Raw genomic sequence first — 13086 nt, 5'->3', positions numbered from 1 at the left:
ACATCACCCGGGGGGCTGAGGGGCGTACGCCTCGCAGAACTCGCGCCAGTGCGGCTCCAGCAAAACGCACTCGCCGAAGGTCGGGTCCACGGGGGCGCCGGAGAAGCTCCGTTCGAGTTCGAGCGTCACGGACTTGCTGAAGAAGGCGATCCGCACGCTGACCGTCAGCGTGCCCCTGCCGTGGACCACCGACTGGTGCCCGCTCTTCGTGTAGGTGAGTTCGAGGGAGAACTCGACGGACACCGTGATGATGCCAAGGACACACAGGAAGCCGCTGCAGCGCAGATAGCCGGAGAGGGAGACCTGCTCCTTGACCGTGTCTCCGTCCTTCACTTTCACTTGCGAGAAGCGGATACCCGCCATCACCGAGACCCCGCCGCTCGCGACGCCGAGGTTCAGTGCGGCGGCGCCGCCGAACTCGATGGAACCCTCGATCTGTCGTGGACCGTTCGTGTCGACGAGCATGGTGAAGTAACCGCCGCCGCCGAACAGGGAGACGGTGACGTTGAAGGGGTGTTCTCGCTCGGCGACGGAGAAGCGGAACGCCACGGCGGTACCGTCGAAGGGGACGTCCAGCTCGGCGGCCAGCGACACGTTGGACAGGGTGAAGACGCCGATGACGAGGGCAGGGAGGGCGAACTTGTAGCCGGCCCGGACACCCCGGTCGTCGACGTCCACGTACGCGCCGGAGCCGAAGACGTCGGCCGGCAGGGCACTGCGGAGCGTGTTGACGAACTCCAGGTCCTTCTCGAAGGTCAGCGCCACTCCACTGGCCGTGACGTCGGGTTTCCTGCCCGGGCCGGCCTTGAAGGTCAGCTCGGCGATGTCCACCCGAGCGATCTCGAGGAAGTCCAGCGCGAAGTGCGTGAGTTTGCCCTGCACGGTGGCCTTGTCGACGGCGTCCGGCGAGCGGACGGTCCGGGCGTCGAGCGTCAGCGTGGCCTTGTGCACGTCGATGGGGAGCGTCGCCGGATCGCCCGGCTCCATCGTGCCCAGCTTGGTCTTCCACACATAGCGCAGCTCCTTGCCCTGGCCGTCCACCAGGTCACGGACGCGCAGCACGGGCGCGGGCAACAGGCCGTCGTCGGCACGGAGGATGGCTTCGATCTTCTCGTCACTCAGCTGCTGCAGCGCGCCGTGGTGGTCCTGGGGGATGTTCTGCAGGAAGCGTTTCAGGGGAATCACACCGAGCAGCTGTGCCCCGTCGAACGCCTGCTGCATGGACTTCAGGTCGAAGGCCTCGGTGACCGCCCCGGCCGCGTCCGTCTTGAAGAGATTCGGGACGACTCCGGCCTGTGCGGTGATCAACTCGAGTGCGGTCTGCGGGCTGGCCACCCCGCCCGCCTTCTCCGCGCCGAGTGCGAGCTTGATCGGGTCCTGAAGCTGGAGGTACGCGCCCGCCGGGTGCTTCTCCATGGTCTGCTTGAGATAGGTGTCGTTGAACACGACCGCGCGGTCACCGGCGTTCGCGACGAACTGCTCGACCGCGGGGACCCGTACGTCCGCCGCCCGCACGTGCGGCAGGCCGACCACGAAGCGGTCCTCCTCCTGCGGGGTGCGGCCGAGGGTTCCGAGCCCGAAGGTCAGGGTGCCGACCGCGTGGCTGGTGCTGCCGGGTGCCTCGGGCGGTGGCTGCGCCATGGCCATCACCTGGCCGCCCAACTGGACCTTCATGCGGTCGGGATTCTCTGCGTACAGCGCCTTCAACGGCGGCTCGGGCTCGCGGAGTTCGTCGGGCACGAACACCAGCGGCATCTTGAAGCTGACCTTCCGTCCCTCGCAGTCCGTGCCGATCAGCGTGAACTGGAAGTCGACTTGGGGACTCAGCAGTTTCACCCAGAAGGCGTCCGTGTCCCGCAGCGGCTTACCGTCGGGCGGCCGCACCGTAGTACTGGGCGACTGGATCAGCGGGGTGACACGGTCGGTGATGCGCAGACTGGTGAACGGCATTTCCCGCCCCGCGAAGGTGAACCCGGTGCCCTGCCCGTACTGGACCTCCGGCTGCTTGACGACGATGCGGTCCTCCCGCTGCAGGTAGGCGACGATCCCGTCGTTCGGGCGAGCCACGAACACCCTTCGGAACTCCTCCACGTGCGAGGCCAGATGTCCGGTGGCCAGGCGGCCCCGGGTGACGACGCGTATGTACTGGTCGCGTCCCAAACCCGTGATGTGGTCGTACGCCTCCAGTACCGGGAAGCGCCGCCCGGCCTGCGGGTACCGGAGCTTGTCGTCGGGGGACGGCGCGTCCCATGCGCCGTGCAGGTGGGCGGACGCGCCCAATGGGGTGAGGATGAACTGCTCGGAGTGCAAGGGAGCGGTCGGCACGTCGATGGGGCCGCCGCCCGGTACGACGAGTTCGGCCCGGCTGGTGAGGGTGACGAGGTTTTCCAGGTTCTCCGGGGTGAGCGGGCCGTCCGGAAGGATCGCGTCCCGGCCCTGTACCGCCGCGAATGCCCTCAGCAGCACGTCTCCGCCGTCCTGCGTGCGGTGCAGTCGCGCGTGCCACAACGCGGCGCGCCCGTCGGCCTGATGGGGCTCCGGCCGGCTCAGCCAGTCCACCGGCTCGTCGTACGTGAGCAGCAGACGCCTGGGAAACTCGATCACGCTTCTGGGAACTCCCTGGAACACCGGCGAACCGGGGGTGTCCGGGGCCTGCACTCCGACCGGAACCGTCAACGGCACCAGCCGCTCCCAGTCGAGCAGCGCCGCCAGGGACAGCTCCAGACCGGCCAGATCGGCCGGTACCGAGAACGCCAGCGTCGTCGGACCGGCGGTGAAGGCCTTGACCGGAGTGGGCGGGAGCGTGCTCCCCACCGGAAAGGCCTGCTCCTCGACGTGCTGGGGCGGCAGTCCGGCCAGGACGAACGCCGGTGATCCCGGATCGCGCGGCACCAGGCGGTGGCCGTCGAAGCGCAGATTGACCAGGCTGATGTCGACGACGAGCATGTCCGCCGGACGCACCACCCGGAACGGACCCTCGGCGGCGTCCTCCGGTCCCGGTTCCGGGGGTCTGTCCGGGCCGGGATGGTGCGGGCCGGGGTCGTGCGGCCCGTCGTGACCGTCTCCGCCGGGCCCGTGCCCGCCGGGGCCGCCGTGGAAGCCACCACCCCCGTCGTCGCCGTGACCACCGTGGTGGCCCCCGCCGAAATGGTTGCGCAAGTCGTCGAAAAGCATCAGGACGACAGGACGGGCGGTGCGGAAAGCCATGGGAATACGCCTCATTCGAGGTCGTCAGAATCATGCACGACGCACGACGGCGTCGCACACCTTCCCCTCATTTTCCCTCCGGCCTCGGATTCCCGCCACTGGAAACTGGCTCGGGATCACAGACCCACACCCTCAACTCGTGAATGGTTCAATCATATTTGACGGGATGCCAGCTGTCATCGCCGCCCTTACTGCCATTGCACCTGCTCGATCCACTGGCGTTCTTCGGGAACTTGCCATGACGATGCGTCGGCCTGGCCCATCCCAGGTTCTGCCGTGGACTGTTCACGAGCCTGACCGCGGGGTTGGCCGCTGCCGCGCGGCAGGCGCAGACACCGTGCGGATGACACGGCCGCCCGAGGACCTCGTCTTCGACGAGGCGTGACGCGTCAGGAGAACGTCACCTTCACCGCCGTGCCCCGGGCAACGGTCGTTCCCCTGGCCGGGTCCTGGCGGGAGATCTTGGCCGGTTCCGCGGCCGGCCCGGAGCCGGGGGCCAGCTCGAGCTTGAGGGTGGTCGCGCCCAGCTTCGCGGCCGCCTCGTCCCGGGTACAGCTGACCAGGTCGGGAACGACCTCCTGGCCACCGAACGCGGCGCTGAGCACGTCCTTGCGGGCGTCCTCGGCGACCTTGCCCGAGAAGTAGAAGGCCACCGCCGAACCGACGGCTGCGGCCAACGCTCCGATCAGGGTGCTGCGGAGGTTGGTGTCGCGCACCGCGAAGGCCACCACACAGAACGCCATGAGGCCGGTGACGAGCGCCATGGCGATCCAGCTGCGCACGATGCTGTCCGACGACGCCGACCGGTTCGGCACCAGGCGCCGGGCGACGACCAGGACGATCCCGATGGCCACGACGGCGGACAGCAGGATCCACAGGAGCACCTGCACATGCCCCCAGGAGATGGTCGCCGGGTCATTCGCCCGCAAACGGAGAACACCCATTGTTCCGCCTCCGCCACAACTCGTCTCCCGCAATTCGTCGCCCCGCCCGCATGTCCGAGTCTTGTCGCCGGTTCGCGGGTCCGCAAGCGTTCCATGGAGTTGCACGGGCCGCTCGCACCGGCCGAAACTGTGACCAGAGGCTTTCTCGGAGCCTGTGACACGCTCGGCCCGCATCGATGGGCGGCGGTATGCCGTCGAGCGAGGCGATCAAGGTGGTTTCCCGTCCTGCATTGCGGTTGCTCGGCCAATTCCGGCTGGAATACGGTGCCGAGCCCGTCGAACTCTGCCGCAACGGGCAGCGCCTGCTGGCCTTCCTCGCCCTGCGCAGGCGCGTGTCCCGCACGGTCCTCGCGGGGACACTGTGGCCCGAGGTCAGCGAAGATCATGCCCGGGGCAGCCTGCGTACGACCCTCTGGAAGCTTCCGCGAGGTGATCAACCGCTGATCCGGTGCTCCGGCGACTCGCTCGTGACCGCCGAGACCCTGCACGTCGACGTGCACGCCTTCACCGAAACGGCCCTCAGCGTCGTCCAGGACTGCGGCCCACCGCTCACCACCCGGCTCCCGCAGGGCCTGCTGAGGGTCGAGGACCTGCTACCGGGCTGGGACGAGGAATGGGTGCTGCTGGAGCGCGAGCGGCTGCGGCAACTGCGGCTGCACGCCCTCGACGCGCTGGCCGAGACGCTGGTCCGGGAGGGAAAGCCCGGGCTGGCCCTCGAGGCGGCATGGGAGAGCCTGCGCACCGATCCGCTCCGGGAGAGCGCGCACCGGGCCGCCGTATCGGCGCATCTCGCGGAGGGAAATCTCGTCGAAGCGGTCCGTCACTATCGCTCGTTCCAGCGGTTGCTGTGGGAGGAGCTGGGGGTCGAGCCGTCCCCTCGGTTCGCGCGGCTGCTGGCCTGTCACGGATGGCGGCTCCCGGGCCGGTGACGCCGGGTTGACGCTGGGCTGACGGCGCGTCCGTAGTCTCGGTGGCGTGGCCTTCACCGCGGCTCCCTCGGTGCCTGGAAGACGAGAGGAAGCGAGCCGTCATGGTCGCTCTGTCCAACGTCCGCTTCGGCGAGAGCAACGACGACATCCGCATCGTGCAGAAGGCCCTGATCGCCCGGGGCCACCGCATCCCGGACGGCCCCACCGGTTTCTTCGGCGAACAGACCAAGGCCGCCTACCGGGCCGAACAACTCGCCCAGGGCTTCGAGGGAGCCGACGCCGACGGCATCCCCGGCTGCGCCTCCCTCACCGCACTCGGCCACCACGCCGGCTTCACCGTCGACTGCACGCCGGCGCCGGGGAACGGACGGCTCAGCCTCAGCCAGGTCACCTACGGCGACCCGCAGGACGACGTCGGACCGGTGGCCATGCAGCGCTATGCGCAGAAGGCGTGCGAACTGACCGGGATGGACCCGCAGTACGGCGTTCCGGCGTTGGTCACCATCGCCAAGCGTGAGTCCGCCTACAACGACCCCAAGTGGCGGGTGAACCTCACGGACGTCAACGCACGGGGGCGGATCGTCGCCGACGGCCACCCGCAGAACTGCTCGCGGGGTGCCACCCAGTGCATTCCCACCACTTTCGCCACCTACCATCAGGCCGGGACCGCCACCACTCCGTACGACGTGGTCGCGGACATGTGTGCCACGGTCAACTACGTCCGCGACCGCTACCACGTGAACCATTCCGGATCCAATTTCGCCGCGCGGGTGCAGCAGGCGGATCCACACCGTTCTCCGGCGCCTTACTAGGAGCCCGTCATGGTAGCTCTGTCCAATGTCCGCTTCGGCAAGAGCAACGACGACATCCGCATCGTGCAGAAGGCCCTGATCGCCCGGGGCCACCGCATCCCGGACGGCCCCACCGGTTTCTTCGGCGAACAGACCAAGGCCGCCTACCGGGCCGAACAACTCGCCCAGGGCTTCAAGGGAGCCGACGCCGACGGCATCCCCGGCTGCGCCTCCCTCACCGCACTCGGCCACCACGCCGGCTTCACCGTCGACTGCACCGGGGCGGGCACCTCCGGCCGGGGGCATGTGCCGTCTCCCGTGCCGGGGCACCAGGTCACCTTCCCGTTCTTCTCACGCGGGCCCTACGCCTGGAAGCCCGACGGCGTCGGCCGTCACACGGGTGAGGACTTCGCCGCACCGACGGGCGCCCCCGTGGTCGCCGTACGCAACGGCACCATCGCCTGGTCGAACGGCAACGGCGGAGCCTACGGCCAGTGGATCGGGCTGCACGCCGACAACGGGCACATCTACACGTACTGCCACCTCTCGCGGCGGCAGGTGAACGAGGGTCAGAAGGTCACCGCCGGGCAGCAGCTCGGCAAGGTCGGGGCCACGGGCAACGCCACCGGACCTCATCTGCACTTCGAGATGTCGAAGGGCTCCCACTGGTCCTACGGCGATGTCGCAAGGCCCGTCTGGTGAATCGGAGCGAGACATGAGTGTCCGGGAACTGTCGGCCAGTGTCGGCGAAGGCGGCATCAACGACCTCGACGACGTGTTCACCGTGCAGATGCTGCTCGATCAGGTGGACGCGGCTGCGGGCGGACCGAGTCCCCCGCTGGACGTCGACGGTCTGGTCGGTCCCAAGACCACTGGTGCGATTCGCCGTTTCCAGTACGTGCAACTCGGCTTCCAGGACGGGCTCGTCGAGCCCGGTAAGGTCACGTTCAGCCGGCTCAAGGGATTCTTCATATCCCCTGACGCCTTTCCGGACCCCGCCATCGCGGGCGACGGCGCGGTCAAACCGTACCGCCTCGTCTACCGGGACGTACGGCTGGCAGGCAACCGGCCCGCGGGGGACACCGTGATCGAGGTGGACGCCAACACGCCGCTTCAGTGGTTCCTGGACAGCTCGGCCGCCACCGTCGCGCAAACGGCGGAACGGGTACGCCTCAAGCTCATGGCCCATGGCGCGCCCGCCTACGTGCAGTTCTGCAAGGAGAACCTCTTCACCGGCAACCTCTCGCGTCTGTCCGTCCTGAAGGACAAGTTCGCCGCGGGAGTCGACCTGTACTCCTGCTCCGCGGCCTTCATCGGACCGGGCAGCAGTGACGGCAACGTCTTCTGCTACAGCATGGCGAAGATACTCAACACCTGCGTCCGGGCCTCCACGGCCAAGCAGTTCTATACTCTCGGCGCCGCCGGTTCCGGCCTGGACTTCGGCCGCTGGGAGGGGACCGTGCTGACCTACGGACCGACGGGCAGTGTCGTGAACGTCGAGAACTCGCCGGCCTTCTGAGGCCGGCGAGCGGCAATTGAGGCCGGCGAGCGGCAATCCGTCAAGCGTCGGTCAGTGCGCGCAGACTCGCCCGCCGCACGTCGACGCACAGGCCGTTACCGGCGGCAACACGACAGTGGTCGTCACCGACCGCGAGTACCACCACCCGTGTCCCCGCCGGCAGATGACCGTCGGGGACACGACCACGCCGGGGACGGTCGAAGTGGAAGGGCTCGTCGGCCACCAGCTCGTGGGTGAAGCGGGTGGGCGCGGGCCGGACGACGTTGCTCTCAGGGACCAACGCCTCGTTGCCGAGGACGGACATCTCCGGGCGAAGGATCACTCCCGGCTCCGGCGGCGCGTCCCCGTCGTCTCCGGGACGTTGGTCCCTGTCCCTCATGGCACCGGCGTCTCGTCGCTCGAAACCTGCAGGCTCTCGGCAGGCAGAGCGACCGGGATGACCGGCAGCATCATGCCGACGTCGATCGGTGCGGCATGAGCCATGAGCACGCCCCGCGCGGCCAGTGCGTGCAGGTCCGGCAACTGGTACGGCTCAGCAGCGTCGAGGTCCACCTCGTAGCCGAGGTCGCCGAGGCTCGCCACCGTCATGCGGCTCATGGGGTTGCCCGGGCCCGCGATGAAGGGGGACATCAGCTCGTTGCCGAAGACGGTCTCCCGCCAGTGGGAATCCGCGGTTCCGGGACCGCCGGTGTTCTGGACCGGTACGGGTTGCAGCGTGCCGTCGTCGCGCAGCGCACGGTACTCGTCCATGGCGCCGCGGCCGAGGAAGGTCGGATTGGAGGTGCCGGCGTCTGCGAGCAGGCCTTTGTCGTTCCAGACGCTGCCGATGCCCAGCACATGCCCCATCTCGTGGGTGATGACGTCGTTCAGCGTGCCCTCCTGCTCCATCTGCTCCAGGTCGGCCGTGTCGAACGACATGATGCCCTTGGCGGGGAGAAAGGCCGCTTTGCCGGCCGACGCGGGCCGGAGGTGGGTGGGGCCCGCCTGTCCCAGGATTCCTCCTGGGCCGTCGATGGGGCGTCCCTGAGCGAGGATCAGGAGGTCGTCGATGACCTCGCCGTCGATCACCACGGGAGGCAGGTCGCCCACGATGACGCGCACCCAGCGGTCGGCGGCTGCGGTGAACGCCTTCTCCTGGCTACTGCTCAGTCCGCCGAGGAAGCGGACGACGATCTTGAACGGCGATGTTGTGGCGGCGAGCGCTTCGGCTCGACGGCTGTCGGCCACTGCCACGTGGGTGTGATTGTTGTTCGTGGCCACAACTAACCCTCCGATTCAGGAGAAGATGGGTTTTATTTACCCTAAGCGGGTGAAAGTCCAGGCGCTCGTCGAAGCCGCGTCCTGCGTGCCAGGTGGTGAGATGGCCGAGGATGTGCTCGGCACCGACGACAAGGCTGAGCGACGAGCGGAGACACCATGGCAAGCGAGCAGACCGAGGCGCCGGACAGCACCGCGGTGCGGACCGCCCTCTGGTGGGCCATGCACCTCCAGGTCGATCCGCCCCCGCACGTGGTCGAGGATGAGATCGGCCTGCGTCTGGCGGACCCCGGCGATGACTGGCGCGACCGCCCGGACATGGACCCGCAGGCCCCCAGGGGGTTCCGGGCGGCCGTGGTGGCCCGCGCTCGTCTCGCCGAGGACCTGATGGCCGAACAGGCCGACCGCGGCGTCTCGCAGTACGTGGTCCTGGGAGCCGGCCTGGACACCTTCGCCCAGCGCAAGCCGGAGCTCGCCTCTCGCCTGCGCATCTTCGAGATCGACCGGCCCGGCCCGCAGTCCTGGAAGCGCCGCCGCCTGGTCGAACTCGGCTACGGCATCCCCGACTGGCTGCATCTCGTGCCGGTCGACTTCGAGGCAGGCGCGTCCTGGTGGGAGCAACTGGCCAGCGCCGGCTTCGATTCCGGCCGCCCCGCGGTCGTCGTCTCCACCGGCGTCACCATGTACCTCACGAGAGACGCCACCTGGGCCACCCTGCGCCGGCTCGAGCATCCGGAACGCCGTTCATCAGCTTCTACACCCCGCAGGACATGCTGACACTGGCCCGAGAAGCCGGCTTCGAAGACGCCCGGCACGTGTCCGGAGCCCTGCTCGCCGACCGCTGCTTCGCCGACCGCACCGACGGCCTCCGCCCGTCCAGCGGCGAGGACCTGCTCCTGGCCACCACCTGACCCTCGTCACCCCCGCGCGTTGCGGTCGGCGGCCGCTCCTCGACCTCCCGCCCGGGCACGTCGCCGCCGTGGTCCGAGCCGGAGCCCGCTTCGAGGGTGTTCTGCCGGCAAGCGCATCGGGCGGAGCCACCCGGGGGGTTCTCGGATGTCACCCTGCCCGTCAGGCCGTGAAGCCGCCGTCGACGTGGATCGAGGTGCCGGTGATGTACCTTCCGTCGACACTTGCCAGGTGGGCGACGGTGGCCGCGATCTCGGCCGCTTCCGCGTAACGGCCCACAGCGGTCAAGCCGGCGATCGTCTCGGCGTCGGGTCCGTCCGCGGGGTTGGCGTCCGTGTCGGTGGGGCCGGGGTGGACCACGTTGACGGTGATGCCGCGTGAGCCGAGTTCCCGGGCCAGGCCCTTGGCCATGCCGACGAGCGCTGTCTTGCTCATCGCGTAAAGGGCCAGGCCCGGGAAGGGCGCGCGTGCGGCGACGTTGCTCCCGATGCTGATGATGCGGCCGCCGTCGCCCATGTGACGCGCCGCCGCCTGTGCCGCCACCAACGGTGCCCGGACGTTCACGGCCAGGGTGCGGTCGATCTCCGCCGGCACCAGACCGGCGAGGGGGCCGACGAGGAACACACCGGCGTTGTTGACCAGGATGTCCAGTCGGCCGAAGGTCGCGGCGGCCTCGTCCACAGCGGCGGTCAGTGCCTCCGGGACAGCGCTGTCGGCCTGGATGGCCAGACCTCGACGCCCCCGGGCCCTGACCTGCTCCACGACCTCGGCGGCGCGCTCCGCGCTGTGCCGATAGGTGACGGCGATGTCGGCGCCTTCGTCCGCCAGCCGGCACGCAATGGCGGCGCCGATGCCCCGGCTTCCGCCCGTGATCAGGGCGACGTTTCCTTCGAGTCGGTTCATGGCGTCGAGCATCGCGGGCCCCACCGGCGGAGACCGGCGGGAAACGGACCTGACGTTCGGCGACATCCACCTCATCGCTGGAACCGCTTGGGCGATACGAGGGTGACCGGCCCACTTCTTCATGTCATCCGCCAGTACGAAGGACCGGACGCGGCGGAGCACACTTCCTGCGACGACCGCGACGGGCCGGCCTCCGATGCAGCAGACCGACCTGGCCGCGTACGGGAAGAAGCACACGAGGGGGCGACGCGTGAGCGTGCAGCAGTACGACGAGATCGGCGAGGCGTTCGAGGGGTTCAAGTCCCTGCCACTGATCCGCTACGGGGAGGTGCCGAGCTTCCTGGGCATGGTCGGGGACGTGAGCGGCAAGTCGATTCTCGACCTAGCGTGCGGCACCGGTTTCTACAGCAGGCGGTTCAAGCGGAGCGGCGCCACGGATGTCCTCGGTGTCGACATCTCCGTGGAGATGATCGCCGCCGCCCGGGAGATCGAACGGCGTGACCCGCTGGGCGTGCACTACGAGGTGGGCGACGTGTCCGAGCTGCGGCCTCTCGGCCGGCGCTTCGACATCGCGTTGGGAGTGCAGTGCCTCAACTACGCCGAGAACCTCGCGGCGATGGAGCGGATGCGCCGCAACGTTCACCGAAGCCTGGTACCGGGTGGGCAGTTCTTCGTGTTCGCGCAGAAGCCCGACTACCGGTTCGACTGTCCGTCCCTGGAGAAGTACGGGTTCCGCTGCGAGCCGACCGGCGAGGAGACCGAGACGGGGCCGCGGGTGCGCGTCACGGCTCTGCTCGACCCGCAGCCGATCAGCATCGTCGGCGCGGCCCCGCGCCGCGAGGTGTACGAGCACTGCCTGCGGGCGGCCGGTTTCACCCAGGTGGAGTGGGTTCCGCTGCAGGTGTCCGAAGCCGGCATCCGTGAGTACGGCGAGGACTTCTGGGCGGACCTCCTGGCGAGCCCACCGCTGGAGATGCTGCGCTGCCGTGCCTGAACGGTCGACCGGCGAAGCTTCGAGGGCGTCAGGTGGAGCCCCGTTGGTACGGTGCGCCGATGTCAGCGATCAAGAAGTTCCAAGTCACCTTTGACTGCGCCGAACCTGAGCGCCTCGCTCGCTTCTGGTGCGAGGTGCTGGGGTACGTCGTACCGCCGCCACCGGAGGGGTTCGCCACGTGGGACGACTTCAAACGTTCGCAGCCACCCGAGCAGCGGGATGCATGGTTCGCCTGCGTAGATCCCTCAGGTGTCGGCCCGCGACTGTACTTCCAGCGCGTCCCCGAAGGGAAGTCGGCCAAGAACCGGGTGCATCTCGATGTGCGGGTCGGCACCGGTCTGGTGGGTGAAGCTCGCCTCGCCGCACTCGAGGCCGAGTGTGCGCGACTGATCCCGCTCGGCGCGGTACACGTACGAACGCTGTACGACGGCAATGACGCGTGCATCCCGATGCTGGACATCGAGGGCAACGAGTTCTGCATCGACTGAGCAAGGGCTGGACTGGACTGCGGCACCAAGTCTTGACACATGTTTTACACGACGCGTGCAACTGACGGCCGCCCCCGTACTGTCTGACAGGGAGTCGGGCCCGTCAGGGCCGAGGAGCGAGAGAGCGGGGCAGGGCGTGGGACGGCGCAAGGGCGGCATAGGGATCGCACTCGTCACAGCCGCGATGCTCGTGGGCGCGAGTGCCTGCGGCGGGGGCAGCAGTGACAAGGCGGGCGGGGACGACGCGAAGGCGTCGGGCAAGCCGAGTGCGAGCGCCTCTCCGTCACCGACGAAGCCCGCGGGCCCGCCGATGCTGCTGGACACGATCACCCCGCAGACGGGCACCACGGTCGGCGTGGCCATGCCGATCTCGGTGATCTTCACGAACCCGGTGGCGGCGAAGGCACGGGCCGCGGTCGAGAAGCACATGAAGGTGAGCGCCTCGCAGCCGGTGGTCGGCGCCTGGCACTGGATGGGCGACCGGCGCGCCGACTGGCGGCCGGAGAAGTACTGGCCCTCCGGTACGAAGGTGAAGATCGACGCCGACCTGAAGGGCGTCAGCAACGGCAACGGGCGCTACGGCGTGCACGGCTACACGCACACCTTCACGATCGGCGACGACGTGCGCGCGGACGTCTCGGTGACCGGCCACACCATGAAGGTGACCCGGAACGGCAAGCCGGTGCGCACCCTGTCGATCAACGCGGGCAGCGCCCAGTACCCGACGTGGAACGGCACGATGGCCGTCATCGACAAGCAGGAGAAGGTCCACATGACCTCCTGCAGCGTCGGCATCAGCTGCGACAAGGGCAGTCCCAACTTCTACGACCTGACGCTGCCCTGGGACGTCCATCTGACCCAGTCCGGCACGTACGTGCACTACTCGACCGGTGACCCCAACCCCGGCAGCGGCAGCGCCCGCGGCTCGCACGGCTGCGTCCATCTGTCCCTGTCGGACGCCAAGTGGTTCTACGGCCAGGTCAAGCAGGGCGACCCGGTCACCATCACCGGCTCCCCCCGCGCCAAGGCGGCCGCCGACAACGGCTACGCCGACTTCAACCTGGGATGGGACCAGTGGCTCGCGGGCAGCGCGTCCGGGCAGGGGACGACCGCAGCGCTGTGACGCGCCGCGTACCTCCCTGCCC

At 68.9% G+C, this 13086-nt stretch carries 12 protein-coding genes and 1 pseudogene; 8 read left to right on the top strand and 5 right to left on the bottom strand.

Going from position 1 to position 13086, the window contains the following annotated elements:
* Window positions 1-3 precede the first annotated feature (3 nt).
* Window positions 4-3207 carry a hypothetical protein gene (locus ACZ404_RS20475; protein ID WP_468441821.1) on the bottom strand — a complete coding sequence of 1068 codons (3204 nt, stop codon included), beginning with the start codon at window positions 3205-3207 and terminating at the stop codon, window positions 4-6.
* 389 nt (window positions 3208-3596) lie between these two features.
* Window positions 3597-4151: a PASTA domain-containing protein gene (locus tag ACZ404_RS20470; RefSeq protein ID WP_468441819.1), complete on the bottom strand. Its 555-nt coding sequence runs from the start codon at window positions 4149-4151 to the stop codon at window positions 3597-3599.
* A gap of 188 nt (window positions 4152-4339) precedes the next feature.
* Between ACZ404_RS20470 and ACZ404_RS20465 the strand changes: the two genes are divergently transcribed.
* The 4 genes from ACZ404_RS20465 (at window position 4340) to ACZ404_RS20450 (ending at window position 7390) form a co-directional block, all read left to right on the top strand.
* Complete coding sequence (locus ACZ404_RS20465; RefSeq protein ID WP_468441817.1) at window positions 4340-5080, top strand: AfsR/SARP family transcriptional regulator; 741 nt, start codon at window positions 4340-4342, stop codon at window positions 5078-5080.
* Window positions 5081-5181: 101 nt separating this feature from the next.
* Window positions 5182-5892, top strand: a complete 711-nt coding sequence (locus ACZ404_RS20460) for a peptidoglycan-binding protein (RefSeq protein WP_468441815.1) — start codon at window positions 5182-5184, stop codon at window positions 5890-5892.
* Window positions 5893-5901: 9 nt separating this feature from the next.
* The gene (locus ACZ404_RS20455; RefSeq protein WP_468441813.1) at window positions 5902-6573 is read left to right on the top strand and encodes a peptidoglycan DD-metalloendopeptidase family protein; all 672 of its coding nucleotides are present in this window, start codon (window positions 5902-5904) and stop codon (window positions 6571-6573) included.
* 13 nt (window positions 6574-6586) lie between these two features.
* A complete protein-coding gene (locus ACZ404_RS20450; protein ID WP_468441811.1) occupies window positions 6587-7390 on the top strand; it encodes a peptidoglycan-binding domain-containing protein in 804 nt (267 codons plus the stop codon).
* Window positions 7391-7430: 40 nt separating this feature from the next.
* On the opposite strand, the gene ACZ404_RS20445 is transcribed toward ACZ404_RS20450, so the two are convergent.
* Window positions 7431-7712, bottom strand: coding sequence for a hypothetical protein (locus tag ACZ404_RS20445; RefSeq protein WP_468441809.1), 282 nt, complete (start codon window positions 7710-7712; stop codon window positions 7431-7433).
* A gap of 53 nt (window positions 7713-7765) precedes the next feature.
* Window positions 7766-8623: a leishmanolysin-related zinc metalloendopeptidase gene (locus ACZ404_RS20440; protein ID WP_468441807.1), complete on the bottom strand. Its 858-nt coding sequence runs from the start codon at window positions 8621-8623 to the stop codon at window positions 7766-7768.
* 183 nt (window positions 8624-8806) lie between these two features.
* Here ACZ404_RS20440 and ACZ404_RS20435 point away from each other — a divergent pair.
* Window positions 8807-9558, top strand: a pseudogene (locus ACZ404_RS20435) (class I SAM-dependent methyltransferase).
* Window positions 9559-9718: 160 nt separating this feature from the next.
* Here the strand turns inward: ACZ404_RS20435 and ACZ404_RS20430 are convergent.
* Window positions 9719-10459: a 3-oxoacyl-ACP reductase family protein gene (locus tag ACZ404_RS20430; RefSeq protein WP_468441805.1), complete on the bottom strand. Its 741-nt coding sequence runs from the start codon at window positions 10457-10459 to the stop codon at window positions 9719-9721.
* A 250-nt stretch (window positions 10460-10709) separates the two neighbouring features.
* On the opposite strand from ACZ404_RS20430, the gene ACZ404_RS20425 reads away from it, so the two are divergent.
* The 3 genes from ACZ404_RS20425 (at window position 10710) to ACZ404_RS20415 (ending at window position 13064) form a co-directional block, all read left to right on the top strand.
* Window positions 10710-11453 (top strand): class I SAM-dependent methyltransferase, encoded by a 744-nt coding sequence (locus tag ACZ404_RS20425; protein WP_468441803.1) that lies wholly within the window; start codon window positions 10710-10712, stop codon window positions 11451-11453.
* A gap of 59 nt (window positions 11454-11512) precedes the next feature.
* Window positions 11513-11941, top strand: coding sequence for a VOC family protein (locus ACZ404_RS20420; protein ID WP_468441801.1), 429 nt, complete (start codon window positions 11513-11515; stop codon window positions 11939-11941).
* Between the two features lie 136 nt (window positions 11942-12077).
* Window positions 12078-13064 carry a L,D-transpeptidase gene (locus ACZ404_RS20415; protein ID WP_468441799.1) on the top strand — a complete coding sequence of 329 codons (987 nt, stop codon included), beginning with the start codon at window positions 12078-12080 and terminating at the stop codon, window positions 13062-13064.
* Window positions 13065-13086 lie beyond the last annotated feature (22 nt).

The sequence above is a fragment of the Streptomyces sp. NPDC030798 genome (assembly GCF_055572275.1).
Note: the sequence above shows the minus strand (reverse complement) of the source record. Positions and strands in the feature narration are given on the sequence as shown.